Below are 25,493 nucleotides of genomic sequence, written 5' to 3'. Positions count from 1 at the left end.
CTGCGGCATTCTGGGACGCATGACGACGGACACCCCGGCCCGGCTGCTCCAGCTCCTCTCCCTCCTCCAGACGCCCCGTGAGTGGCCCGGCGGCGAGCTCGCCGACCGGCTCGGGGTGTCCCGCCGTACCGTGCGACGGGACGTCGACCGGCTGCGCGAGCTGGGCTATCCGGTGCAGGCGACCATGGGTGCCGACGGCGGCTACCGGCTGGTCGCGGGCAAGGCGATGCCGCCCCTGGTGCTGGACGACGAGGAGGCGGTGGCCATCGCGGTGGGACTGCGGGCCGGTGCCGGGCACGCGGTCGCGGGCGTGGACGAGGCCTCCGTACGGGCGCTGGCGAAACTGGAACAGGTGCTGCCGGCCCGGCTGCGCCACCGCGTCTCCACCCTTCAGGCCGCGACCACCCCGCTGACCAGCGGGGACGGGGCGAGCATCGCGCCCGAGACACTGACCGTGATGGCGTCGACGGTGGCCGGGCGGGAGCGGTTGCGGTTCGCGTACCGGGCCAAGGACGGGAGCGAGTCGCGGCGGCTGACCGAGCCGTACCGGCTGGTGTCGACCGGGCGGCGGTGGTACCTCGTGGCGTACGACCTCGACCGGGAGGACTGGCGCACGTTCCGCGTCGACCGGGTGAGCGAGCCGTTCGCGACCGGGGCGCGGTTCGCTCCGCGGGAGTTGCCGACGGGGAGTGCGGCGGAGTACCTGCGGCAGTCGATCCAGCGGCGGCAGGACTCGTACGCGTACGAGGTCGTGTTCACGGAGTCCGCCGACTTCGTCGCGTCCCGGGTGCCGACGTGGGCGGGGCGGCCGGAGCCGCTGGATGCCGGGGGCTGCGTGCTGCGGGGCACGTCCGGCGACCCCGTGGAGTGGCTGGCGGTGCGGCTGGCGATGGTGGGGTGCGATTTCGAGGTCCGCGAGCCTGCGGAACTCGTGCGGTGCGTACGGGAGTTGGGCGGGCGGTTGAGCCGGGCGGGGGGTTGAGCCGGGCGGGGGGTGGGTGAGGGGTTGCCCGCGTGGCCCGAGCCGCCGTAGCTGCGGGCAGTCGTGCCGCTGGGGCGGCACGGGTGGGCGCAGCGGCTTCCCGCCAACGCCCGCCGGACCCCGCCGGCTACGGCGCCGACGACCCCGCCTCCCAAGGAAACCCCCGCAACGCCGCAAGATTCCCCAGCGCGAGCGCGGCCGGGCCCTCCGGGCCGGACGGAGGGTTCGAGGTGCAGGCCCACGCCTCGACCGCCACGCGCACCGCCGCCCCCGCCACCGCCGCGGCGAACCGCAGGTCGGGCGAACCGGCGTCGGCAACGTTGTCGGCACCGGCCCGCCGGGCGGCCAGAATCTCCGCCAGCGCCGCTTCCGAATCGCGGCACACCTCCGCCCACACCCTCCGCAGCGCCGGGTTCGTGCCGGCGAGCCGGATCAGGGTGCGCACCCACTCCCAGGACGCGGTCGAGACTGCCTGGCCGGGGGTGAGGGTCTGGCGGACGGCGTGTTCCAGGGCCTCGGGGACGGACAAGGCCGCGGGGGCCTCGCGGACCGCCTCAGTCCAGTGCCGGGCGCCCGCCGCGTAGAGGGGGGCGACCGCCTCCTCCTTCGTGGCGAAGTAGCGGTAGAAGGTGCGCGGAGCGCATCCGGCGGCCTGGGCGATGTCCTCCGCGCGGGTGGCTTTCAGGCCCCGGCTGACGAACAGACCGGCCGCCGCCCGTGCGATCTCCATCCGGGTCTCGGCCTTGCGCCGCTCCGTCAGCGATCCGGAGACCGGAGAGGGGCCAAGAGGACCAGAAGGACCAGAAGGACCAGCAGAATCAGCAGAATCAGCAGGACCGGTGGGAACAGTGGGACTCACGGCGGCAGGTTATGCCCATGTGGCAGAATCTGCCATCCGGCGGGCCACCCCGGGGTTCAGGTACGGGGTGTCCCGCCGCTCAGCCGTATCCGCGCACGCGATCCGCGCACCCGCGCACACGGAGGAGCCGAGCTCCGGCACCCGGGGGGACAGGCGCCGAAGCCCGGCTCGGGGAAGGTCCCGGCGCCGGGGGGGGATGTGCGTCGGGACGTGGCTCAGGCCTGGGCCCTGAGGTGTTGTTCCCAGGGCCCCGAGACTTGAAGCGGCGCTACAGCGCCATGTTTGCGCGGTCTTCCGCCACCCGGCGTACGCGGTCGCCGAGCGGTCGGCAGGCCGCCGAACGCCGGCCGACCGGCGGTTACGCCGCCGCGTCGAAGCCGGTGCTGCGGGCCAGCTTCTTCAGCTCCAGCAGCGCGTGCTTCTCGATCTGGCGGATGCGTTCGCGGGTCAGGCCGTGCTCCTTGCCGACCTCCGTCAGGGTGCGCTCCCGGCCGTCCTCGATGCCGTACCGCATCTTGATGATGGAGGCCGTGCGCTGGTCGAGGCGGCCGATCAGGTCGTCCAGCTCCTCGCTGCGCAGCAGCGTCAGCACCGACTGCTCCGGCGACACGGCCGAGGTGTCCTCGAGCAGATCGCCGAACTGGGTCTCACCCTCGTCGTCCACCGACATGTTCAGCGACACCGGGTCACGGGCCCAGTCGAGCACGTCGATGACGCGCTCCGGCGTGGAGCCGAGCTCGGCCGCGATCTCCGTGGGCTCCGGCTCGCGCCCGTTCTCCCGGTTGAACTCGCGCTGCACGCGCCGTATGCGGCCCAGCTCCTCCACGAGGTGGACGGGCAGCCTGATGGTGCGGGACTGGTCGGCTATCGAGCGGGTGATCGCCTGCCGGATCCACCACGTGGCGTACGTCGAGAACTTGAAGCCCTTGCGGTAGTCGAACTTCTCGACCGCGCGCACCAGGCCCGCGTTGCCCTCCTGGATCAGGTCGAGCAGGGGCAGACCGCTGCGGGGGTAGCGGCGGGCGACGGCGACGACCAGGCGCAGGTTGGAGCGGATGAACACGTCCTTGGCGCGCTCCCCCTCGGCGACCAGGGCCTCGAGCTCCTCGCGGGTGGCGCCCGACTTGGACTCCTCGTACCCGTCGAGGATCTGCCGTGCGAACACGCCCGCCTCTATGGTCTGGGACAGGTCGACTTCCTTGGCGGCGTCGAGCAGTGGGGTCCGCGCGATCTCGTCGAGGTACATGCCGACCAGGTCGCGATCGGCGATCTCGCCGCCATGGGCGCGAACACTGCTTGCCGCGTCGACCGTCTCGCCGGTGGCGGACTTACGACGGGCGACGGCACGGGTTGCCATGCGTGCTCCCTTGCGATGGTGGGTCAGCGGGTGGTCCAGTCGGACACTCGGCACTCCGCGAGATGAACGGTTGGGACTCTTCTCGAGTGCCCGGCATCCGATGGAAACAACGACTGGAATCAGGACAGAATTCCCAACCGACCCCTCCTTTTTTCTGATCATGCAGTACCCTGTCGGGCCACACGGGGAGGTGCGATGCCGTCACAGCGCGTAGAGGTGCAGGTCAGACCGGGAGTCGAGGGGGACCTCGCGGCCCTCACGGACATCTACAACCACTATGTACGTGAGACGCCCATCACATTCGACACCGCGGTCTTCACGCCGGAGGAGCGACGCCCTTGGCTGCTCTCCCACCCGGTAGACGGCCCGTACCGTCTGATGGTTGCCGTGGCCACGGACTCACAGGAGATTCTGGGCTACGCCACATCCAGCCCTTACCGGGCGAAGCCCGCGTACGGCACGTCCGTGGAGACGACCGTCTACGTCGCCCCGCACACCGGCCGCCGCGGCATCGGCACCCTGCTGTACAAGGCCCTCTTCGAGGCCCTGTCCGGGGAGGACCTGCACCGCGCCTACGCGGGCATCGCCCAGCCCAACGAGGCGTCCACGCGGCTGCACGAACGCTTCGGCTTCCGGTACGTCGGCACGTACCGGGAGGTCGGCCGCAAGTTCGGCCAGTACTGGGACGTCGCCTGGTACGAGAAGGAGCTCTAGCCCCCCAGCCCCCTCCAGCCCTGCTCCAGCCCGCCCGCTCAGCCGAACTGCACCGACCGCTTGGCCATCCCCATCCAGAACCCGTCGATCACGGACCTCTGCGCGTCCAGCTCACCACCGGCCTCCGCCGCGCCCATGGTGACGAAGAGCGGGGCGAAGTGCTCGGTGCGCGGGTGGGCGTAGCGGCCCGCGGGGGCCTTGTCGAGGAAGTCCAGCAGGGCGTCCCAGTCGCGGGTCTCCAGCGCGCGCCGGCCCCAGTCGTCGAACTCGGAGGACCAGCTGGGCACGCCGTTGCCCGCGTACCGCAGCGCGGCCAGGTTGTGGGTGAAGAAGCCGGAGCCGACGATCAGCACGCCCTCGTCGCGCAGCGGGGCGAGCCTGCGGCCGATCTCCATCAGCCGCACCGGGTCGAGGGTCGGCATGGAGACCTGGAGGACCGGGATGTCGGCGGCGGGGAACATCTCCACCAGCGGGACGTACGCGCCGTGGTCGAGGCCGCGGTCCGGGATGTCCTGCACGGGCGTGCCGGGGGCGCGCAGCAGCTTGCGTACCGACTCGGCGAGCTCCGGTGCGCCGGGGGCCTCGTACCGCACCCGGTAGTAGTGCTCGGGGAAGCCCCAGAAGTCGTAGACGAGCGGGACGGTCGTCGTCGCGCCGAGTGCGAGCGGGGCCTCCTCCCAGTGGGCGGAGACCATGAGGATCGCCTTGGGGCGGGGCAGGCCGGCGGACCAGGCGGCGAGCTGACCTGGCCAGACCGGGTCGTCGGCGAGGGGCGGGGCGCCGTGGCTCAGATAGAGGGTGGGCATGCGCTCCTGGGTGGCGGCGGACATGACGGCGGCTCCCTGATTGCTTTAAGTCTCAAGCTCTACGTCTCACAGGCTACGCCTAACTTGTTTAAGATTCAAGGAGAAGCCCCGTACAGTGGGATACATGACTACGGCACCCGATTCCGCCGCCGAAGAGCACCGCCGGCTCACCGCCGGAGAGCACCGCCGACTCACCGCCGAGGAGCACCGCTGGCTCACCGCCGAGGAGCAGCGCGTCTGGCGCTCCTACCTGCACGCCTCCACGCTCCTTGAGGACCACCTCGACCGTCAGCTGCAGCGCGACGCGGGCATGCCGCACGTCTACTACGGCCTGCTGGTCGGGCTCGCCGAGGCCCCGCGCCGCCGGCTCCGGATGACCGAGCTGGCCATGAAGGCCAAGATCACCCGCTCCCGTCTCTCGCACGCCATCGCGCGCCTGGAGAAGAACGGCTGGGTACGCCGCGAGGACTGCCCCTCCGACAAGCGCGGCCAGTTCGCGGTACTGACCGACGAGGGCCACGAGGTACTGCGGCGCACCGCGCCCGGCCATGTGGCCGCCGTACGCCAGGCGCTGTTCGAGCGGCTGACCCCCGAGCAGCAGAAGACCCTCGGCGAGATCATGGAGATCGTCGCCGAGGGTCTTCAGCCGAACGAAGCGGGTGCCGACCTGCCCTGGCTCCGCTGAGGGAGCCACGGCCAGGGGGCGCTAGTGGGCGACCACCGGGACGGCCACCTCGTCCTCGACGCCCTCACCCGAGGCGACCGGACCGGCGCCCTGGTGACCGGCGTTGACGAGGGAGACCACGATGGCCGCGGCGAGCACCAGCATGCCGACGGCGAACCAGATCGCGTTGGTGTAGCCGTGCACCATGCCCTGCATCTGGACCAGCTGCTGCTGCGGCCTGGAGGTGGCCGTGGCGATGTGGTCCTTGATGTACGAGGTCGTCGCGGAGGCGGCGATCGTGTTCAGCAGGGCGGTGCCGATCGCGCCGCCCACCTGCTGCGAGGTGTTCACCATCGCGGAGGCGACCCCGGCGTCCCGGGGCTCGACACCCAGGGTGGCCAGGGACATGGCCGGCATGAACGCCGTACCCATGCCGAGGCCCAGCAGCAGCATCGCCGGCAGGACGGTCGAGGCGTACGACGAGCCGATCTCCAGCCGCGTCAGCAGCAGCATGCCGGAGGCGGCGACCAGGAAGCCGGGCCCCATCAGCATCCGGGCCGGAACGCGGGTCATCAGGCGCGTGCCGATCTGGGTCGAGCCGACCATCATGCCCGCGATCATCGGAAGGAAGGCGAAGCCGGTCTTGATCGGCGAGTAGCCCTTGATGACCTGGAGGTAGTAGGTCAGGAAGAGGAACGTGCCGAACATCGCGATGATGGCGATGCCGAGGGAGAGGTAGATGCCGCCGCGGTTGCGGTCGGTGACCACGCGCAGGGGCAGCAGCGGGCTCCTGACCTTGGCCTCGGTGAGGACGAAGGCGATCAGCAGGACGGCCGACGTGACGAACAGGGCGACGGTCGTCACGTCGCCCCAGCCGTCGGACTCGGCGCGGGTGAAACCGTAGACGAGCGAGACCAGGCCGAGGGTGGACAGGAGCACACCCGGAATGTCGAGCGGGTTGCGGTTGCGGCCGCCCTCGGGCTCACGGATGACGAAGTAAGCGCCCAGTGCGGCGATGACGGCGAACGGGATGTTGACGAAGAACGTCCAGCGCCAGTCCAGGTACTCGGTCAGCACGCCGCCGAGGATGAAGCCGACGGCGCCACCGCCACCGGCGATCGCACCGTAGATGCCGAACGCCTTGGCGCGCTCCTTGGCGTCCGTGAACATCACGGCGAGCAGCGAGAGCGCGGCCGGGGCGAGCAGCGCGCCGAAGGCACCCTGGAGGGCGCGGGCGCCGAACATCATCGCGCCGGTGGTCGCCGCACCGCCGAGCGCGGAGGCGGCGGCGAAGCCGGTCAGGCCTACGACGAAGGCCCGCTTGCGGCCCCACAGGTCGGCGATCCGACCGCCGAAGAGGAGCAGACCGCCGAAAGCGAGGGCGTACGCCGTCACGACCCACTGGCGGTTGCCGTCGGAGATGCCCAGGTCCTGCTGGGCGGAGGGCAGAGCGATGTTCACGATGGTCGCGTCGAGGACGACCATCAGCTGGGCGAGCGCGATGAAGACGAGCGCTTTCCAGCGGTTGGCGTCGGCGGCGCCGACGGTGGCCGGTGCTGTTTTGGACATGGAGGTACCCACTTCGGGACTTCGTGACGGAGAAATCGGTAAAAGGCGTGAGGGTGCCGACGGCGCGCCGAGGTGAGCGGCGGCCGGAGGCTCGTGTTCTGAGAGATGGAGAGTGTCGTCGGATGGACCGGTGTGGGGCCCGGAACTAATCGGTCAGCTCGGTCGGCTTGGTCAGCTCGGGTCAGGTCTGCCGGAAGTCCTCCATGGTCGCGGCCGTGCCCGGCAGCACGGAGCGGGCCGGGGCCCGCAGTCCGTCCAGGAACAGCTGCAGCTGGCGGTGGACGAAGCGGTCGATGCTGGGGCAGCCCGCGCCGGCCGGCGGCCGGCTGAGCTGGGACACGGCGAGCAGCAGGTCACCGGCGCCGACGTCGGGGCGGAGCTGGCCGGCCGCCTTGGCCCGGTCCATGACCTCCTCGACGATCTGCTCGCCCCTTTGGCGGGCCGCTTCGAGGTCGGGATGGTTCTGGTCGAACGCGGTGGAGACCATCGGGCACAGCGCGCTGATCCGCTCGTCGGCGGCGGTGTGCGTGAAGCGCGCCAGTGCCTCGAAGGCGTCCCCGGTCTCCGCGAGCGCCTCCTCGGCCGCCCGCGCCATACGGTCGATGACGAAGCAGACGACCTCGCGGACGAGGGCGTCCCGGTCCGGGAAGTTGCGGTACACCGTGGCGTTGCCGACACCGGCCCGGCGGGCGATCTCGTCGAGCGGCACGTCGGGGCCGTACTCGACGAACATCTCCCGGGCGGCGGCGACGATCCGCTCCCGGTTGCGCAGGGCGTCGGCGCGGGGCCTGGGCGTGCTGCGTCGCACGGGGGTCGCGGTGGGCACGGCGTACTCCTGAGTTCATTCGGATGGGCGATCCGGGGATCGAGTCCCCGTTTCGCTCGGACACATGGCTAAACGGGGAAACGGTCCCCGGTTATTTCGCAACCCCAGAGAAATTCCCCGTGACCTGGGTCACACCCCTATCCGGCAGCACACATCCGGTATCCGACGGCGCACATCCGGCGGCATCCATGCCCCTACCCGCGGGAAACCCACGATCGGACTCCCCCAGCGCGCGCCCCCCCGCCCCATCGACACAGGGTGACCACAAGGGTGCAGTCGGCGACCGGCGGCTGCCGTGGAGCGGAAGGTTCCCCTGCATGCAGCCGCAGTCGTCCAGCGGCCGGCGTGCGCCGGGCGCACACCGGATACGCCCGCGCCGTGTGGCCGCCCTCGCGTCCGTGACCGCACTGACCCTCGCGGTCAGCACCACGGCAGGCACGGGGCACCTCACGGCGGGTTCCACCACCGCCGGCGCGGGCCCGTTCGCCCTGGCCCGCTCGCCCGCCCTCGCCCCCTGCATGATCAGCGGCGGCTACGACATCCAGATGACCGAGGGCATCCCCACCCCCGCCGGCTACTCCCACTCCACCGGCACCGTCCACGCCTTGACCCTGATGGTCGACTTCTCCGACGCGCCCGGCCAGGGCAGCGCCCTCGACCGCTTCCACGAGTTCTTCCCCAAGACCCAGGAATGGTTCCGCGCCGCCTCCTACGGCCGGCTCGACTACCGCCCCGAGACCCCGGTCACCGACTGGCTGCGCATGCCGAAGCCGTTCAAGGACTACGGCATAGAGCGCGGCGCCCCCTTCGACCCCGGCTACCGCCGACTGGTCCAGGACATCGTGGCCGCCGCCGACCCGACCGTGGACTTCCGCTCGTACGACCTGCTGAACATCCTGGTCACCCCGAACGCGGGCCCCTCCGCCCTGGACACGGTCCTGTCGGTGACGTTCGCCGGGAACGCGGAGGCACCGGTCGCCGACGGCATACCGGTCGCCAACGCCTCCTTCGTCTACTCCCGCCAGGACGACGGCTCCGGCTCCTACCCCCTCACCGGCTATCGCGTGCTCCCGCACGAGAACGGCCACGTCTTCGGCCTGCCCGACCTCTACACCCAGGAAGGCGCCGGCACGGTCGGCCACTGGGACATCATGAGCGAGGACTGGGGCGCCGGCAACGACCTGCTCGGCTGGCACAAGTGGAAGCTGGGCTGGCTGGACGCGGCACAGATCAGCTGCGCGGCCGGCCGCGGCACCGCCGAGTACGAACTGACCCCGCTGTACCGGGCCGGCGGCCGCAAACTCGTCGTCATCCCGGTCGACGGCCACACCGACTACGCCCTGGAAGTACGCACCCGCGGCGGCAACGACGAGACCGTCTGCCACCCCGGCGTCCTCATCTACAAGGTCGACGCGAACGTCGACACCGGCGAGGGGCCCATCAAGGTGTACGACGCCCACGCCCACTCCGGCGGCTGCACCAGCAGCCCCAACGTCCACACCGAACTCTCGGACGCGACGTTCGGCCCCGGGCAGACCTTCAAGGACCCGCAGCGGGGGATCACCGTGGAGGTGACCGGAAAGGACGCGGACGGCGACTACCGGGTACGGATGACGCGGAGCTAGCACCCGCCGCGGGCCGGGCGCCCCGGGCATACGGTAGGCGTGCCGAGACCGCCGTACCCCACCCGCCCTACGCCACGCCGTACGGAGAACCGCAGCCGATGCCCGCGACGAAGACCCCACTGGACACCGACGCCCCAGGGGGAGCCGCCGTGCCGCCGGCCGAGGCGGTGACGCCGCTGATCCGCGGGATCGCCGTACTGCGGCAGCTCACCGAGGCGGGCGGCACCCTGAGCCCGAGCGCGCTGGAACGCGCCACCGGCCTCGCCCGTTCCACGGTGGACCGGATCACGGCGACCCTCGCACGCATGGGGTACGTCCGTCTCGACGGCCGGGACGTCGTCCTGGCGCCTCCCGTCATGGAACTGGGCAACGCCTACCTCGCCGCCCTCCGCCTGCCCGCCCTGCTGGACGCCCGCGCCGACCAACTGGCCGACGAACTAGACGAGTCGGTGTCTCTGGCGGTCGCCGACCGCGACGGCATCCGCTTCATCCACCAGGCCACCCGCCGCCGCGCGATGTCCCTCAGCTTCCGCATAGGCGACCTCCTCCCCACCGAACGCACCGCCCCCGGCCCGCTGTTCGCCACCGACTGGACGGAGCCGGACTGGACCCACTGGCGGGCACGCCGCGCGGCGGACCCGGAGGACAGGAGCTTCCCGGCGGTACCAAGGAGAAGCCGCCAGGCCGCGACGGAGGACGACGATGCCTTCCTACGACGCTCCACCCTCGCCGGAACCGACGGCTACGCCCTGGACGACCAACTGATCGAACCGGGCCTGGTGGCCGTCTCCGTACCGGTACGGGACCCGGCGACGGGCCGAGTCATGTGCGCGGCGAACGTGGTGAGCCACACCAGCCGCCACACGGCCGCCGACCTCCGCGACACACTCCTCCCCAGCCTGCGCGAGGCGGTGACGGCAATGGAAACGGACCTGCGCGAGGCCCCGCCGGCACTGCCCGGCCCACCCCCCTCCGACCTGGCCACCTGGACGACAGCCTCGAAGCACGAGCTGGGCCGCGACTTCATCGAATCCCTGGCCCGCGGCCTCACGGTCCTGACAGCCTTCGGCGAAGGCCGCGCCTCCCTGACCCTGACAGAGGTGGCCAAGGCAACGGGCCTGGCCCGCGCGACGGCCCGCCGAGCCCTGATCACCTACACCCACCTGGGCCTGGTGACGCCAACCCCGGACACCCGCACCTTCACCCTCACCCCCCGCCTGCTGTCCCTGGGCTTCCCACCCCTCTCCCGCACGACCCTCCCCCACCTGGCGGCACCTCACCTGCGCGCGCTGGCGGACAGGGTGGAGGAGTCGACGGCCCTGGCGGTACTGACGGATTCGCCGGCCCCAACGATCCAACTGACGGCGAGAGCCACGACCCCCCGAGTCCTCTCCCCCGACATCACAGTGGGCACCCGCCTCCCGGCCCGCTCGACCTCCCTGGGCCGCGCCCTCCTCTCCGAGCTCACCCCCCAGGGCTACGCCCTGGCCGACGAGGAACTCGAATCAGGCCTCCGCTCCATCGCGGTCCCCATCCACGACCGCACGGGCCACGTCATCGCCGCCCTCAACCTCTCCACCCACGCGGCCCGCCGCACCCTCGCCGCCTGCGTGACCGACCTCCTCCCCGCCCTGACCACCACAGCCACCCACATCGAATCCGACCTCCACACCGCATCCCGCTTCACCCCCATCCCCCTGACCTGACCCCCCACCCCCACCCCCGAGATCCGGTACGCTGACGCCTGTGGCCCACACAGCCACGATCCGCCTTCGTAGCTCAGGGGATAGAGCACCGCTCTCCTAAAGCGGGTGTCGCAGGTTCGAATCCTGCCGGGGGCACAGTGCAAAGGGCCAGCTCAGGAGGGGTTTCCTCCCAGGCTGGCCCTTCGTCGTGTTCGGGGTCGTGCCACATGCGTGCCACTACGGCTGTGTGGAGGCCGGATCCTCTAGTCCGAGACGGCCTCTCCCCCACCCTCACGGATCATCGCTCCGAGCCGATCAGCGATGGCCCGATCACGGTCGCTGGTCATGTGCTGGTAGATCAGCGCGGCGCGCGAGCTGCTGTGGCCCATGCGGATCATCAGCTCACGGGTGCTGGCACCGGCAGTCGAGGCCAGCGTGTTGCCGGTGTGGCGGAGATCGTGAAAGTGGAGTTCCGACGTGACCCCCGCGGCCTTCCTGGCCGACACCCAGTCGTCACGGAAGTTGCTCCGCCGGAGCTGGCCGCCCCGTGGGCCGACGAAGACGTGTCCGTCGCGGCCGGGAGCGGCGAACTGCTCCAGGTGGCGCGTCACGTCGTCGAGCAGCTCGGCGGGGAACGAGATGGCACGTACCCCGGCAGCGGACTTCGGAGCCTTGTCGAAGAGCCGACCGTCCTGCAACTCGGCCTGAGACCGGCGGATGCTGACGGTCATGTCCTTCAGGTCGATGTCCCGGCGCCTGAGGGCGGCGAGTTCGCCGAACCGCAGAGTCGTGAACGCGGCCAGGAGAATGAGCAGCCGGTAGCGGAACTGATCCGGCGCAACCCGTGCCGGATCAAGGGCGCAGCGCCACCCCAAAGCCGCTCCGCCGCCCTCTGTAAGGAGCCAAGCCAAGCGAACCCCGGGCATAGCCTTAACAGCACACGTAGGGTGCACAAAGTTCGCCGCGTGGTGGGACGTTCGCCCCAACCATGTCGCGGCGGCCGCGAGAACGTGAGTTGCGGCCGATCTCAGGGAATCGTCAGCCCAAGGGCTGCCAGGGGAATTGGCTGGATAGGCTGCCGCGCACGACGCCAGATCGTCGGCGCGTTTGTCATCCATGGCTCACCGATCTGGACGAGCAACTCTTCCCGGACCCAGGCCCGGGTCTCTTCGGACCAGAACGGGGCGTTGTCCATCAGATCAAACAGGCCCCACACTGATTCCTCCGCCGCAGCGGCGCGGGCGATGTCACGACGGCTGGGCGACTCTCCACGGGCCCGCAATAGAGCAACCAGCGGCCAATCAGCATGCCCTGGGGTCGCGGGGTCGATCCAGTAGGCATTCAACGCCTCCCATGAGCCGGGAGACGCGCTATGCATGGCTATCTTCCGGCAAAACTCGCGGAAGGTCACTTCAGGCAAGACTCGATAGGCCCGCTCAACGATGTCGTGAGCCGACGGGCGCTGCTCCCTGTCGTAGCCGGTGGACCACCGAGAGTGGACGACTCGTGCTGCCAGATTACTGAATGTCTCGTTGCTGGGACATTCCGAAAGCGCGTGACACACGGTCGGGAGGGTGAAGGTCATGTCATCAGAGGCCGGCACCGCGTTAATAATCTCGCGGATCTGAGCAGGCTCAAAGGTGTCGACGTCATACTGCAGTCCGTAGTCGCACATTGGTACCAGAACATTCCCAGCGATGTGGGCGTGGTAGCCGGGGTTCGCATCTTGTTTATCGTGCCATATGTGATAGACGTCGCGAGCAAGTGAGGAAATCCGCACATCGCGTTGTGCCGGTGTGCTCCAGTGTACCGAGCCAAAGGGGAAGCCGCTCATCGCTACGTGACGCCCTAGCGCGCCATGAACCAGGTATGTCTCGATATCGTGGAGCCGCACTCCCTTCTCCCTCCAGCGATCCTCCGCTATGTACCAGTCGTCGACAGCAACCGACGTCGGTGGCGAGGTGTCGGATAGCAACTCCTGAAAGGGCCACGGCCCGCTCTTGGCCATGTTGTCCCCTTCCTTGAGGCCCGAGAGGGCTTGGAGCAGTGTTTCGACTACGTTCGAGGCTGGGTCCTTCAGCACCTGACCCACCCGGGCCCAGGCTGACCAGCGGGGGTGGCATCCAGCCGGAGGGTTGGAGAGTCCGGCGATACGGGATTGCAGCCCTCGCAGGGTGCTAGGGCCCATAAGGTGCCAGACTCCTTCGAGATCTACATCGAGCCTGAGCTGCGCAGTAGCTCCGTGCAACACCTCCCAGGCGGATTTGGCCCAGCCTGCAGGCAGGTCGACTTCCCTGGCCCCAGACGAACCGTGCACCATATTCGGATCAGCCTGCCGTAGAAGACCAGAAAGCTCTTCCGGCGTAACGACCTGAGGAACTGCGATATCCCACAGCAGCCGAGGCAGCGCATCAGGGCCAGCCTGATACGCATATTCCCGACCAGCTTTAGCGGCCATTGCGTTTCCGTGCTCGGCTAGTTTATTCAGGAAGCGCCAGGCGGCATGTCTGTCACGGCCGACATCCGAGGGCGAATAGAGCGTGCCGATCAGATCAGCAATGCGCCCGTCATCGAAATCAGATGATGCCACTGCAGCCAATGTATCGCCACGGTTGTGGAGATTTTCGATGACTCGCGAAGAAGGAATGAGATGTCGACGGTAACGATTGTCAAGGTCGGGAACATCCATTAGTAGGTCGACGGCCAGTTCCGCGCCCCGCAGTAGCAAGGCGTCAGCGCCCACGAATTCTTTCCGGTCGAGTTCAGCGAGCACCGTCACGACGGAGTCGCGCAGATCCCGCTCAGCCAGACTGTCCGCCTCGAAGGCTGCTGCGGCCATGAAGCGTGCCACGTTACGCCACGGTTCCGAGGCGGCGACTGCACGAAATCGCTCACGTATGAGGCACTCGTCGGACGTCTGGGCGAGATGAGCCGCAGCCAGGAACTCGGTGAAGGATTTAATCTGAAAACCGACCTCGTCCGCGTCGACTCCAACGATAAGGACCAACCTCTCCCGGGTGAACCTGATCAGTTGTCGAACTACGTCGAGTTCCGTGTCGTCGTCCGCCAATTTCACCTCGCGCACGAGAGATCGGGCTATCTCAGCGAACTCACCGACAGCGATGCCTCGCTGCTCGGATCCATCTCCGGCTGTCGCCAAAACATGGAAGGCAGCGCGGCGGTGCAGTTCGTCCACCAAGTGTCGATGCTTCTCTAGAAAGGCACCAAGTTCCCCGCCCCGTCCCTGTTCCCGAACGTAGACGTGGTCATAGTAACGGCTGAACAGAAGGTGACGGCTGGTGGGGGGTGGCCCGGACTCGGCTAGCAACGCGATCAGCAAGGCCACATGCAGGGGCGTGTTAAGCAAATCCAGAACGGCGCTGCCATTCAGAGCCGTGCGGAAGAGGCTCAACAACCGCTGCCCCTCATCTTCTACTCCGGCCAATATGACTGCATGCCGTTCGGCTGCCTCTGGCGTGAGCTGTGCCAGTGACCACGCCACGAACTGGTGAGAACGCAGTTCGTCTTTGTACGCTTGGGGACGCGAGGTAAAGACTACCGCCGTGTTAGCGCGAGCCACCTGCATCTCGTCGGCGAAGTCCATCACGTGTTCCATGACCGCGTGGCGATATCGGGGCGGCACCTCGTCGTAACCGTCCAGTACCAGGAGAGTCGGGCGGCCTTCGACCAGCGCGCGGATGGTATCGGTTGACACCGGGATATTGAGGACCCGTTCGTGGCGTTCAGCGAGAAAATGCCACAGCGAGCTACGGGCTTCGGATGCTTGGCGAAGGTACGCGGCCAAGACATCAGCCTCAATCCACAGCGGGAGGCGTGCGCCGGAGGGGGGAGATAGTTCCAGTCGACTGAGGAGCCGATCGACGCGTTCCAATTCCGCCGCAGTGCGCGGCGAGAGCATCTCGGGGTCGCAGTTCCGCAGGATGGCACATCGGTGCACCTGGGCCAGCATCTGCACAGCCGTCGTCTTGCCCTGTCCAGGGCCGCCGATGAGAACCGTGCGGGACGCTCCATCGAGGGAGAGTTGCTGTTGAAGGAAGGCGAACGCTTCGTCGGGCGGCCCGTCGAACAGGCGGTGGCCACCCTGGTCCTGTCGTGAGTCAGGGATGAGCCTGACGTCGAGGTCGACGAAGATGTCGGCGAGACTCTGCTGTTCCCGCAGCGCGGGATCAAGCAGCCGGACACGCGAACCGCTTCTAAGTTCCTTCTGTAGAAAGGTCAGCAGATGGCGGTATGTGTACTCGGTCCCGGACCCGCTTGGCGCGGTGCCGACGTTGATCGTTACATCGCCGTAAAACTCCGATCCTGGAGCATTAAGGCCGGATGAGCTACTGACCTGGTTGCCGAATCCACTGCCCACGCCTGATCGGCCCGGCACGTTCACTGCGTAGAACTCTCCGTCCCCTCACCAAAGTTCATCGTGATGGGTGCGGTGAATGTGCCACCGGGGGCATTCAGGCCCTGTGAGTCACGAACCGTGTTAACGACAGGCGCCAGCGATCCGTACTGGCGGGTAAAATCCTCCAGTTCTGCCCTGAACTCGACGTCGTCTTCAGCCAGCTGTCGCAACGCGCCAGACAGCCGGGAGATGGCACCTGCGTCGGCGCTGTCACGCACTTCCAGGGTGGCCGTAATGTCCGGATCGTGCGCGAAACGGGCGCGCAGCCGATCCCAGAGCGCGGCGACAGCGCTCTGCCCAAGCTGCCCACTCATTCCACCCAGCGCCGCCATTGCCAGTGCGTCGAAAGCGATATTCATGTACAGGCCCCCTGAGTCGTCTGCGCGTGCCGGCTTCTGGCGCAAACACGCAGTTTAATCGTGGGACTTGACGTATTGGGTCCACTCGACAGAACTGCAGGGCTCCTTCAGGCCTTGTCCCGCTCGACGGGAGGCGTCCAAGGTCACAGGCGACCAGACTGCGAAGATTTGTGTCATTAGTGGTATTTTCACCAATATTTTACACCTTACTGTTGGGCGCGGCAGCACGAATGGTCGCGCTGCCGCGCCGGATGAGAGGCGTCGCACGACCCGGTCGGCGGGGCTTGCCCTGATCGACGACATGGCAGCGTGGCTGAGGCCGGTCGGGGTGCAGCGAGGCACACGCGTGCGTGGTCGGTCGGCGCGCCCGCCGTCGTGGCCGACTGTCGTCGGCTGAGGTTCGGGCGGCCCACATCGAAGGCGTCCGCAGTTGGCCAACCGGCCGGACCGTAATGTTCAACTCTGGGCCGTCTCCGGGCCGTCCGAGGTCCCTCAAGGCCACTCGATAGCAACCAGCAACGACAGACGTCCCGCACCTGTCAACAGTGAAACCCCAGATCAGGGCCCCCGGCCGAACGGGTTTCCCCCAGTGGTAGCCGTCACGGCAAGATGGGGTGTTTCTTTCCGCCGGATTGGTTCGAACGCTTATGCCGACCAGGTTCCGGCATGGACCCCGTCTTCAGTAAGGTCCCGCCATGGAGCAGCACGTAGAGCTCATCAACGGCCAGTGGATTCGTACTCAGCAGATCCTCTATGGCAGTGATGCCGAGCTCGCCGCAGCGGGCATCGGCGCGCGCGACACGATCGCTATGGACTTCTACCGCGTCCCGAACATGGATCGTGCTCCGTCCTGCGACGTGCAGGGATGCAACGAACTCCCGGAGTACCGGGTAACCAAGCGCCTGGGACTGTTTAAGCGACCTAAGCAATACTTCGGCTGCCCTGAGCACCTCGATACATGTCGCGCGGCCATGGCTTTCGGGCATAGTGGCGACCCCGCCTAGCAGCGCCCACCGAGCTGTGGGTGAATGTCTAACTGCGTGACAACGCCGACAAACAACGGCGAACAACCGCGGACGCCTACGGACCATCAGCGCAGGTGCGCGGCACCCCAGCCCAAGGCAGCACCCCCGCCCAAGTTGCTTCGGGACGAAGGAGTCATCCTCAAAGGTCCGGCCCTGGTTCACAAGACCTGCCCGACGTTGAGTAGCGTTCCTGCCCCATCGGTTGCGGACAGGGGAAGGCGGCGCAGTGGGCATCTGGGACGTGAAAAAGGATCACGAGCGCACGCAGTGGACGTTCGTTCCGAATGTCAGTGCAGGACCGATCCGTTTCGGGATGACTCCCGATGAGGTGAGTGAAGCTCTCACAAGCACCGCCACTATCAGCCGCCAGGCATACGAGACATGGCCAGTCTCTGACAAGCCTTTGGTCGTTGAAGCCCAGTTCACCGAGCTGGGCGTCACTGCCTACTACGAGCGTGAAGGGCAGACATTGGCCGGAGTAGCCGTCGACGCCCTTGCCGGCCCACAGGTCACGCTGGACGGCACACCGCTTGTGGCGCAGATACCGTCTGAAGCCGAGACGTGGCTTGTGAAGCACACGGAAGCACACGAGTTGGATTTGCTGTTCACGCACGCGGCAGACCCGGGCTCGGCGGACCTTGGACTCATCATGCGTGCCCAACGGGCAGGGGACGTCGTCCTCACCCGACCTGTCTTCCTCATCCGCGAGTGGGCAGAGAACAGCTGGGACTGCATCCCTGGATCCGAGTGGTCAACGTTCTGACAGGGACAACCCGCCGCACCACAAGCGCACCAGATCAGGCGGGGAACAGCGGGGAACCACGGGGAAAGCCACACAGCCGAAGGAGGCTGCAACCCTGCCGTTCCTCCAGGTCAGTGCCCAAACCACCCGCGGATGATCGCAGCTTCCCAAGCTGAGGGCTCAGGCCGTCGTCACGGGCCGACCGTGGCCGCTTGCTCTAGTCGACGACACACCCCGATAGCGTGGCTGAGGCCGGTGGGGGTGCAGCGAGGCGCACGCGTGCCTGGTCGGCTGGCGCACCCGCCGTCGTGGCTGACTGTCGTCGGCTGAGGTTCGTGCCACTGCCGTGCCAGATCCAAGGGTCAGCCACGGTCAACGGGGGTGTCTCGCGGTCGAGTTCTCGGTGGCCCGACCAGGTATCGAAGCTCCAGTTCAGCGCCCCCACTCCCCCGCCTCTCTCCTAAAGCGGGTGTCGCAGGTTCGAATCCTGCCGGGGGCACAGCAAAACACCAGGGGCCCTCCGTCCAGCGGACGGAGGGCCCCTGCGGTTGCAGCACTCATACGGCACCGACGCCGCGGCCACCTACAGTTGCTGCTCCCACGGATTGACCACCAGAGCACCGGTTCGGGCCACGTGCTTGATGTTGCGTGTGGCCACCGTCCAGCCGTTGGCCAGGGCGGTGGCGGCGATCAGGGCGTCCGGTGGGTCGATGCTGGTGCCGGCGGCCTTGAGCGTCTTGTGGATGGTGAGGTAGGCAGCGGCTTCCTGTTCGCCGATCGGTGCGATGCGGTCACGGAATTCGTGCCGAACCGCAGCGAGGGCTTGTGCGTAGCGGGCTTGCCTTACGGGATCCGGGGCGGCGGCAACGCCTGCCTCGATCTCAGCTACGGTGATGACGCTCAGGAAGCGGTTGGGGCGGGCCGTGGACCGGAACCAGGCCATGGCGCGCGGGTCGGGCTTCGCCCGGGTCGTGAGCTCGGCAACGACATTGGTGTCGAACAGGTAGATCACTCGGCGTCCGTTTGCGCATCGTAGGAGCGGGCGCCGAACTCCAGCCCCTCGAAGGGCCGGGAGAGCAGGAATTCCTCGAAGCCGTCGTTACCCAACGTCACCCAGCGGTGCAACATCTCGGGCAGAGCTTCGATCTCCGTGTCGGCGAGCTCCGCGTCGAAGTGCCGACGCTGGTCCTCCGGCAGGGACTCCCGGATGTCACGGATGGTCCGCAGCGGATGCGACGACGGGCGCGGCGGGTTAGGGTCCCCGCTCGGAGCTGTGGTCATCGGCATCCCCTCCGCGTGCATCGGGCTGCGTGCTGCTGCTGGTCCCAGGCTACGGGTTTCCGCCTCCCCGCTCACAACCTTGGGACGAGAGTGGGGCATGCGTCATGTCTGGACGCCGAGGGCGTACACCAGCACCCTTTTCCGGCCCTCGCATCAGCCGACGGCCGCAGCCCGAGCGGGCTCGGATCGAACTCCTAAAGCGGGTGTCGCAGGTTCGAATCCTGCCGGGGGCACAATGCGTTACGCCGCTGGCCTGGGGTTTCCTCCCCCAGGAGGCGTACTGGTCGGCCTCGGATTCCCCGTCCGGGGCCGTTTTGCGTCTACATCATCCGGCACGGGCTCCGAGTCGGCCGGACGTGGCATACTTGAAGTATGGCAACTCGGAAGATCACCATCACCGTGCCGGAAGAGCTAGTGGAATCGATCAAGGAGCGCGTCGACGCACGCGGGGTGTCCGGCTACATCGCGGCCGCTGCCGCTCATCAGGACGCCATGGATCGGCTGCGCGAGCTGGCCGGGCGACTCGAAGAAGAGCACGGCGCCGTGACGGACGAGGAGCAGCAAGCAGCGTTGGACCGCATCGCCGCCATTGACGGCTGGCATGACGAGCAGCGTTCGCATTCGAACGAGGCCGCGTGAGCCGCACCGCCCAGGCGAAGCTGCACCACCCGCGACAGCGCGTCTTCGTGTTCGACTCCGAGGCTCTCTCCAAGGCAGTTCAGGGCGATCGGGAGATGACTGCGTTGATCAAGACAACTCCGCGGCTCGACATCCCGATCGTCACCTCAGCGCTCACGACCTTGGAAGCATGGGACCCTCGCGAAGCATCGAGGCAGGCACTGTGGAACTGGACGTTGTCCCGGATCCGCGTCGTGCACACAGACGACCAGGTGATCGCCCTGGCACGCGACATGCTGAAGACAGCGGGCCTGCATGGGCACAAGTACGCCATCGACGCGGTTCTGGCGGCTGTGGCCGGACGGGAAGCCGCGCAGGGAGCTGAGGCAACCGTCTTCACCTCCGACACCGACGACATGAATCAACTCCTCGCGGGACACTCCGTGCGAGTCGAGAAGGTCTGACGAAACACCGCCCGCGTCTGACTCCGGCGACTCGTCGGCTCCCCGACCGCCCGCCGGCCGTACACCGACGGGCGCCCTCCATTACGAGTGGTCACGCCGGAGCTGCTGCGAACGTGTGGTACGTCTCGATCTGCAGGTTCGGCGGCAGCGTGCCTATGCCCGAGGTAGATGTAGATAACGAGCTCCTTGTTGAAGGCAACGAGAAGGGTGCCGCCTCCGATTCCTGGAGCTGCGGCCAGGCAGTGAGCCCGGTGGACCGCCAACGTGTTCGTGCCGCTGCCCGTCGTACCGAGAGCGACGCAGTGACCACGTTCGTTCAGGAAGACGCGTCCATGGTCATCTTGCGTCGATGAGGCAGCGCCCTACCCAACAGGCTGGTACACGCCACGCCCGTTGGGAGGTGGTCCGTCCGGCAACAAGGCCCCGACAGGCACCATGCGCTCGAGCGGGCAGCCTGACCCCAATACCCTATTCAATCGGTGTGCAGCGATCGAATCCCTGAGAGAGCCACTAGAACGATGCCACAGGGGGCTTGTGGACTCACGAACGCTCCTGATCCTCACGACTCCGCAATCTGCGCACTCCAGGTGCGCAATTGTTCGCGGAGTCGCGCGCTTCTAGGCTCACTGTCCAACAGCCGTTTCTCATGGCGCAGTTGAAGGGGGCCCGCACTCATGTCGTATCCGCCGACCGGTGACGATCCGCTGCTCCGGCGAGCACAGATCGCCGCGCTCGCAGGCGTAAGCCGACCGACCGTAACAGCCTGGGAAAGACAGGAGACCGACTTCCCCTCGCCGCGGCGCTCCAACGGACAGGACTACTTCCGACGGTCGGAGATCATGGAGTGGCTGGACCGGAGGCCTGTGCCGCCCGAGCGACTCGTCGCAGGAGAGCCCGTCGGCACCAGCTACGGGAACCGTGCCCGGCAGGGGGAACGAGCCGGTAAGCCTCCAGCCGACGCGGCGAAGCGCCGTCTCGGCGCCGGTTCGTCGTACCGCATGCCGACCGGCGCTGTCGATGAACCCCGCCCCGAGAACCGACAGATCGCAAACGATCTGATGGGCAGCCTCATCGACCGGGTGCGGGGGGCGGCCAGTGTGCTCGACTATCTGAACCTGCTGGCTTGCTTCGGGACGAAGCGGTCCCAGCAGCGTGGCTGAGGCTGGATGGTGCTGACGCAGGCAATGTCCTCCGATACGGTCCCGAGCCATGGCGAATGGCAGCGATGTGCCGGAGAAGGTGGCGTGGATCCTGGTTCGGGACGACCGGGTGTTGGTAACGCGTAGTCACGGCAGAGATCGTTTCTACTTCCCGGGCGGTCATCGTGAGCCCGGCGAGTCCGACGGGGAGACCCTGGTGCGGGAGATCGACGAGGAACTGCAGGCGGCGATCGACCCCGGCTCCATGGTGCACTTCGGCACTTTCGAGATCGGCGAGGGCCATCCTGATCACGGCCCTTTCCGGATGATCTGTTACACCGCCGATCACCGCGGTGAGCTGACCCCGTCGAGGGAGATTGCCGAGAAGGCGTGGTTCCGCTACGCCGATCGGGACCGAGTCTCGGCCGTCGACGAGCTGGCTTTCGACGCGCTTCACAAGGCTGGGCGGCTTCCCTGATCCCGTGACCGCTGTACAGCAGGGAAGTACAGCAACCACCACGACCGCAGGCGACCGCCAACGACAACGGTCGATGGCTGACTCACCAGCCCATCAGGCCTCAATGGCCCTCCAGCCGAAGGTTCAGCACGGCGAGGTCGTGCCAGGAGCGTGCCAGGTCGTCGATCAGTCCGGTGCCAAAGCCGCTCCAGCACAGGTCAGCGCAGCAATTGTCCCAGGGGCACCACGCCTGAACAGGCACCGTGCATCAGCAGGGCCCCTCGGAAGTGATCTCCGAGGGGGTTTTGGCTCTGCATGGGAACGAATGGGAACGCTCCGTCAGGCAGCTTCCTACGCTGCAACGCTGGGCGGCTCCTCCCGGCTTCGCATGGCCACCGCTGGCACACCCCCGTCCGCATCGGCGCCCTCGAGCCCGGCAGCCCGGGACAATCGCGCTCCTGGCGTTAGGGGTTACGCCTGGCCGGTGCTGAGGGCGGTTTCCGCGTCCTGGCCGCCCCAGCTGTCGGGGGTGCGCCACAGGACGTGCACTCCGAAGACGCCGTACAAGGTGTCGGCGGACCAGTCCTCTGCGGGCGGTTCGGAGAGCACCAGATAGAGCCGGTCGGCAGGAGTGGGCAGGGTGTGGTTGATCTCCAGGAGGCGGGTGGCTCCCGCGCGGAGGTCGGCGTAGGTGGAGCGGCCGGCACCAAGAACTTCGTAGAGGAAGTGGCCGTCTTCCGCGACGCGGCTGACATCGATGACCGGGGAGTCGGTCGGCTGCAGGTCCGCCCAGAGCAGGGCCGCCTTGAGAGCGTGGCGCACCGCCTCGTGCTTCTTGCACGTGCGGTCGGCGGCCGCCGCTGTCTCCAGCGAGTGCAGAAGCCCCTTCGCGGGCGCCGGCGTGGTGGGCATGTCTTCGGCTGAGGTCACGGGATCGGCTTCCTTGTGCTCGGACATTTGTTCAGTGGAGGCGGGTGCATCGTCGGTTTCGGGTTCGCCCACGGCGGCCAGGCGGTGCTCGAGTGTCTCCCGGGCTTGGTCCAGTGCCTGGGCCCAGCCGGCGCGTGCCAGGTCCTCCTGGAGTCGGTTCACGTCCAGGTCGTCGTCCTTGAGCATGCGGTTGGTATGCGCCGCGAGGTCGCGCAGGAGGCTGAGGCGGTGCTTGTCCGGGGACCCGAGCACGCGGCGTACGTCCACCCAGTCCGCCTGGTCGCGGCGGAGGACGCGGTTGGCCATGCCCTTGAGCTCGGACAGACGATCACGGGCGTTCTCCGGAATGGTTCCGTCACCGTTGGTCAGGTCGCCGAGGACGCCGAGCGCCGCCACGTAGCGTTCCGCCATTCTGGGCGAGATGGGCTGGCGGCCACGCTGGTCCCTGGTGAGCAGGCAGTGGTTCGTCTCGTGGGCGAACACCCAGCAGTCCAGTGCCTCGCCGGGCCGTGGCGGTACCGAGCCGTGGCGGACGGTCAGGAGCAGAGGCACATCGGTCGCGGGAGACAGGGCCTTGACCCGGTAGCGTCCGCCGGGGGTCCGGCCGGTCACGCGGACTCGGATGTCCGTACCGATCTCGGGGACGTCGCCGTGTGCCATGCCTGCTTCGCCTTCGGTGGGAGCTGTTTCGGTGCTGCTGCCGCCGGAGTTCGTGAGGACTTCCGGGAGCGGGGAGGTGTGCAGGACGGTCAGGCTCTGGGTGCTGCGGGTGAGCGCGACGTACAGCTGGCGCAGGCCGGCCGGGCCGCGGTCGGCGATGGTGGCGGGTTCGACGACGAGGACGTGGTCGTACTCCATGCCCTTGGCCTGCGCGGCAGCCAGCACTGACACCGCCTCGCGTCCCTGCTCGGTGATGCCGTCGGCCAGGTCCAGGTGGCGGCTGATCTCGTCGAGCCAGCCGGAGTCGTCGGGCACGATGACCGCCACGGAACGCAGGGTCTGTCCGTCGCTGGTGCCGATGAGGCGGGTGGCTTGGGCCACGGTGTCGTCGAGGAGTTTCCACGGGTCGGTCGCGACTGTCCGTACGGCATCCTCGCCCGCCGCGCGCACGGCCTGCGGGTACGGCAGTGCGGGGGCGATGGTACGAGCCAGGGGGGCGACGAACTCCATGATCTCGGCCGGCACGCGGTAGCTGGTGGTCAGCTCGGCCACGCGCCAGTCGCCGTGGTCGGACAGGAGGGTGCCGAGGCGGTCCCAGTCGGTGTGTGCGTGGGGCCCGGTGGCCTGGGCGAGGTCGCCGAGGATGGTCATGGAGCCGTGTGCCGCGGAGCGCCGGCGCAGCGAGCGGGCCTGCATGGGTGTCAGGTCCTGTGCCTCGTCGACGACGATGTGCCCGTACCGTTGCGGCGTCTCCCCGGTGATGAGGTACCGCAGTTCTTCGAGGCAGACGTGGTCGTCGATCGTCCAGGGGTCGGCGTCGGCCTTGTCGGCCCGGGGGCGGTGCACAGCGGCCTGCTCCGCGGCGTCGAGAATGCCTTCGGAGCAGTTACGCAGGAGATCCTCCGAGTCGTAGAGGGTGCGGAGGGCTTCCCTGGCGCCCGGCGACGGCCAGACCCGTTCGATCAGGCGCTCGACCTGACGGTTGCGTTCCAGGTCGCGGCGGATCGTGTCGTCGCGGCTGCGGCGCGGGGCGACGGCGACGAGTTCCCGCAGCAAACGGTCGACGAACAGGCCGCGGAAGCGGTCGCGGCGCTCACGGTAGGAGCCATCGCCCTGGCGCACGTCCTCCAGCAGGGCGAGCACCTCGGAGCGCGGGACACGCAGGGTCGTGCTGCCGACGGTGACGGTGAGCTCCGGCTTGGCCCCCTCGTAGGAGGGAGTGGTGGTGAACTCGTCGACGGCCTCGGGACGGCACTCGCTCTCGACGCGCCGCCGCAGGACGGCCGCCATACGCTCATCGGACTTCACCAGCCGCGCCTGGAGCGTGTCGGTGCCGAGGATCTCGCCGTCCCAAAGTCGGGTCACCTGCACGGCGTTGACGTTCCGGGTGCCGAGCGTGGGCAGCACCTGGCTCACGTAGTCCAGGAACCGCTGGTGGGGGCCGACGACGAGGACGTCCTGGGCCTTGAAGTGCCCGTTGTTGACGAGCCAGGTCACGCGGTGCAGGCCGACCGCCGACTTGCCGGTACCCGGGCCGCCCTGCACGACGAGGATGTCGGAGGGCGAACCGGTGACCAGAGCCATCTGGTCACGGCGGATCGTCTCGACGATGTCCCGCATGCTGCTGCTGCGAGAGCGCTGGAGCTCGCGCAGGAGGAAGTCGTCGGGCTGCTGGGGTCTTTGGCGATGGAGGCGGGCGATGTCTCCCGGGGTGAGAACGGACGGCCGTGCCTTTTCCGGCTGCTGTACGTCGGTGACGGAATCCGCCGCCGCGGACTCCGGATCGGCGTCGTCCGCGGCCGGCCGCGGGGCGGAGATGTCGTCGGCATAGCCTTCGACGACGCGCTGCGTGCAGTGCAGCCGCCGCCGCAGGAGCACCTCTCCCGGAGCTCCCGGCAGCGCGTCGAGCCACTTCTTCGCGAGCGCGTTGGTCCACTCCACGACGACGGTGTCTCGGGTCTGGACGTCGGAAACGGCACGCCGGCCGACGTACCAGGTATCGGGCTCACCACCAGGGCCGTCCTGCACGTCTACGCGACTGATGACCAGCGATGCGTTGCCGAGGCCTCCGTACGCCGCGGCTCGCTCCTCGGCCAAGAGACGGTTGGCGACGCTGTCCTTGCCGCTCGCGGAGGCCGAGGCGACCGACCCCCCGGTCAGTTCGGCCAGCCGCGCGGCGTAGCAGTCGTAGGCGCGGTCCACCGCCTTCTGCTCGATGGCGATGATCTCGTCGCGCGTGGTGGTGCCCATGTGTGTCCCCTCCCTTGCAGTGCCCCGAAGGGTGCTGCGCCGGGCATGCGCCCGTACACCGGTG

Annotated in this window: 22 protein-coding genes and 1 tRNA gene; 12 read left to right on the top strand and 11 right to left on the bottom strand. The window is 68.1% G+C overall.

Translation table 11 applies throughout. The features are described 5' to 3' along the window. The first annotated feature begins 19 nt into the window (after positions 1–19). The gene (locus ACH45E_RS19960; protein WP_361443198.1) at positions 20–982 is read left to right on the top strand and encodes a WYL domain-containing protein; all 963 of its coding nucleotides are present in this window, start codon (positions 20–22) and stop codon (positions 980–982) included. Between the two features lie 127 nt (positions 983–1,109). On the opposite strand, the gene ACH45E_RS19955 is transcribed toward ACH45E_RS19960, so the two are convergent. Together ACH45E_RS19955 and ACH45E_RS19950 are read right to left on the bottom strand one after the other, a co-directional pair. Continuing rightward, a complete protein-coding gene (locus tag ACH45E_RS19955) occupies positions 1,110–1,712 on the bottom strand; it encodes a TetR family transcriptional regulator (RefSeq protein ID WP_361443195.1) in 603 nt (200 codons plus the stop codon). Positions 1,713–2,199: 487 nt separating this feature from the next. Further along, entirely contained in the window at positions 2,200–3,198 is a 999-nt protein-coding gene (locus ACH45E_RS19950; RefSeq protein ID WP_361443192.1) for a sigma-70 family RNA polymerase sigma factor, read from the bottom strand. 195 nt (positions 3,199–3,393) lie between these two features. On the opposite strand from ACH45E_RS19950, the gene ACH45E_RS19945 reads away from it, so the two are divergent. Beyond that, positions 3,394–3,912: an N-acetyltransferase family protein gene (locus ACH45E_RS19945; RefSeq protein ID WP_361443189.1), complete on the top strand. Its 519-nt coding sequence runs from the start codon at positions 3,394–3,396 to the stop codon at positions 3,910–3,912. 38 nt (positions 3,913–3,950) lie between these two features. Here the strand turns inward: ACH45E_RS19945 and ACH45E_RS19940 are convergent, their stop codons facing one another. After that, positions 3,951–4,742, bottom strand: a complete 792-nt coding sequence (locus ACH45E_RS19940; protein WP_361443186.1) for a class III extradiol ring-cleavage dioxygenase — start codon at positions 4,740–4,742, stop codon at positions 3,951–3,953. Positions 4,743–4,842: 100 nt separating this feature from the next. Here ACH45E_RS19940 and ACH45E_RS19935 point away from each other — a divergent pair, with 100 nt between their 5' ends. Further along, on the top strand, positions 4,843–5,403 hold the full coding sequence (locus ACH45E_RS19935; RefSeq protein WP_361443183.1) for a MarR family transcriptional regulator: 561 nt from the start codon (positions 4,843–4,845) through the stop codon (positions 5,401–5,403). Positions 5,404–5,424: 21 nt separating this feature from the next. Here the strand turns inward: ACH45E_RS19935 and ACH45E_RS19930 are convergent, their stop codons facing one another. Next, positions 5,425–6,951, bottom strand: coding sequence for an MFS transporter (locus tag ACH45E_RS19930; RefSeq protein ID WP_361443180.1), 1,527 nt, complete (start codon positions 6,949–6,951; stop codon positions 5,425–5,427). A gap of 181 nt (positions 6,952–7,132) precedes the next feature. Further along, on the bottom strand, positions 7,133–7,777 hold the full coding sequence (locus ACH45E_RS19925) for a helix-turn-helix domain-containing protein (RefSeq protein ID WP_361443177.1): 645 nt from the start codon (positions 7,775–7,777) through the stop codon (positions 7,133–7,135). Positions 7,778–8,094: 317 nt separating this feature from the next. On the opposite strand from ACH45E_RS19925, the gene ACH45E_RS19920 reads away from it, so the two are divergent. From ACH45E_RS19920 to ACH45E_RS19910, 3 genes are all read left to right on the top strand, one after another. Then, positions 8,095–9,402, top strand: a complete 1,308-nt coding sequence (locus tag ACH45E_RS19920) for a M6 family metalloprotease domain-containing protein (protein WP_361443175.1) — start codon at positions 8,095–8,097, stop codon at positions 9,400–9,402. 98 nt (positions 9,403–9,500) lie between these two features. Beyond that, positions 9,501–11,108: an IclR family transcriptional regulator C-terminal domain-containing protein gene (locus ACH45E_RS19915; RefSeq protein ID WP_361443173.1), complete on the top strand. Its 1,608-nt coding sequence runs from the start codon at positions 9,501–9,503 to the stop codon at positions 11,106–11,108. 62 nt (positions 11,109–11,170) lie between these two features. Continuing rightward, a tRNA-Arg gene (locus tag ACH45E_RS19910) sits at positions 11,171–11,243 on the top strand. Positions 11,244–11,350: 107 nt separating this feature from the next. Here ACH45E_RS19910 and ACH45E_RS19905 read toward each other — a convergent pair. From ACH45E_RS19905 to ACH45E_RS19895, 3 genes are all read right to left on the bottom strand, one after another. Further along, positions 11,351–12,013: a tyrosine-type recombinase/integrase gene (locus ACH45E_RS19905; RefSeq protein ID WP_399041096.1), complete on the bottom strand. Its 663-nt coding sequence runs from the start codon at positions 12,011–12,013 to the stop codon at positions 11,351–11,353. A gap of 101 nt (positions 12,014–12,114) precedes the next feature. Further along, positions 12,115–15,489, bottom strand: coding sequence for a hypothetical protein (locus ACH45E_RS19900; protein WP_361443170.1), 3,375 nt, complete (start codon positions 15,487–15,489; stop codon positions 12,115–12,117). Next, positions 15,486–15,863: a hypothetical protein gene (locus tag ACH45E_RS19895; RefSeq protein WP_361443167.1), complete on the bottom strand. Its 378-nt coding sequence runs from the start codon at positions 15,861–15,863 to the stop codon at positions 15,486–15,488. The genes ACH45E_RS19900 and ACH45E_RS19895 overlap by 4 nt, the downstream gene beginning before the upstream one ends. Positions 15,864–16,558: 695 nt before the next feature. Between ACH45E_RS19895 and ACH45E_RS19890 the strand changes: the two genes are divergently transcribed. Continuing rightward, entirely contained in the window at positions 16,559–16,867 is a 309-nt protein-coding gene (locus ACH45E_RS19890; RefSeq protein ID WP_361443164.1) for a hypothetical protein, read from the top strand. A gap of 247 nt (positions 16,868–17,114) precedes the next feature. Continuing rightward, on the top strand, positions 17,115–17,651 hold the full coding sequence (locus ACH45E_RS19885) for a hypothetical protein (RefSeq protein WP_361443162.1): 537 nt from the start codon (positions 17,115–17,117) through the stop codon (positions 17,649–17,651). A 562-nt stretch (positions 17,652–18,213) separates the two neighbouring features. On the opposite strand, the gene ACH45E_RS19880 is transcribed toward ACH45E_RS19885, so the two are convergent. Both ACH45E_RS19880 and ACH45E_RS19875 read right to left on the bottom strand, forming a co-directional pair. After that, positions 18,214–18,642 carry a type II toxin-antitoxin system VapC family toxin gene (locus ACH45E_RS19880; protein ID WP_361443159.1) on the bottom strand — a complete coding sequence of 143 codons (429 nt, stop codon included), beginning with the start codon at positions 18,640–18,642 and terminating at the stop codon, positions 18,214–18,216. Continuing rightward, positions 18,639–18,911 (bottom strand): hypothetical protein, encoded by a 273-nt coding sequence (locus ACH45E_RS19875; RefSeq protein ID WP_361443156.1) that lies wholly within the window; start codon positions 18,909–18,911, stop codon positions 18,639–18,641. The genes ACH45E_RS19880 and ACH45E_RS19875 overlap by 4 nt, the downstream gene beginning before the upstream one ends. A gap of 372 nt (positions 18,912–19,283) precedes the next feature. Between ACH45E_RS19875 and ACH45E_RS19870 the strand changes: the two genes are divergently transcribed. The 4 genes from ACH45E_RS19870 (at position 19,284) to ACH45E_RS19855 (ending at position 21,610) form a co-directional block, all read left to right on the top strand. Beyond that, positions 19,284–19,550: a hypothetical protein gene (locus tag ACH45E_RS19870; RefSeq protein WP_361443153.1), complete on the top strand. Its 267-nt coding sequence runs from the start codon at positions 19,284–19,286 to the stop codon at positions 19,548–19,550. Next, on the top strand, positions 19,547–19,993 hold the full coding sequence (locus ACH45E_RS19865) for a hypothetical protein (RefSeq protein WP_361443150.1): 447 nt from the start codon (positions 19,547–19,549) through the stop codon (positions 19,991–19,993). Before ACH45E_RS19870 ends, ACH45E_RS19865 begins: the two co-directional genes overlap by 4 nt. 674 nt (positions 19,994–20,667) lie before the next feature. Beyond that, positions 20,668–21,153: a hypothetical protein gene (locus ACH45E_RS19860; RefSeq protein ID WP_361443147.1), complete on the top strand. Its 486-nt coding sequence runs from the start codon at positions 20,668–20,670 to the stop codon at positions 21,151–21,153. A 49-nt stretch (positions 21,154–21,202) separates the two neighbouring features. Next, a complete protein-coding gene (locus ACH45E_RS19855) occupies positions 21,203–21,610 on the top strand; it encodes an NUDIX domain-containing protein (RefSeq protein ID WP_361443144.1) in 408 nt (135 codons plus the stop codon). Between the two features lie 450 nt (positions 21,611–22,060). Here the strand turns inward: ACH45E_RS19855 and ACH45E_RS19850 are convergent, their stop codons facing one another. Next, the gene (locus ACH45E_RS19850; protein WP_361443141.1) at positions 22,061–25,429 is read right to left on the bottom strand and encodes an AAA family ATPase; all 3,369 of its coding nucleotides are present in this window, start codon (positions 25,427–25,429) and stop codon (positions 22,061–22,063) included. Between the last annotated feature and the right edge of the window lie 64 nt (positions 25,430–25,493).

The sequence above is a fragment of the Streptomyces sp. NPDC020299 genome, assembly GCF_044387825.1.
Lineage (GTDB): Bacteria > Actinomycetota > Actinomycetes > Streptomycetales > Streptomycetaceae > Streptomyces.
Note: the sequence above shows the minus strand (reverse complement) of the source record. Positions and strands in the feature narration are given on the sequence as shown.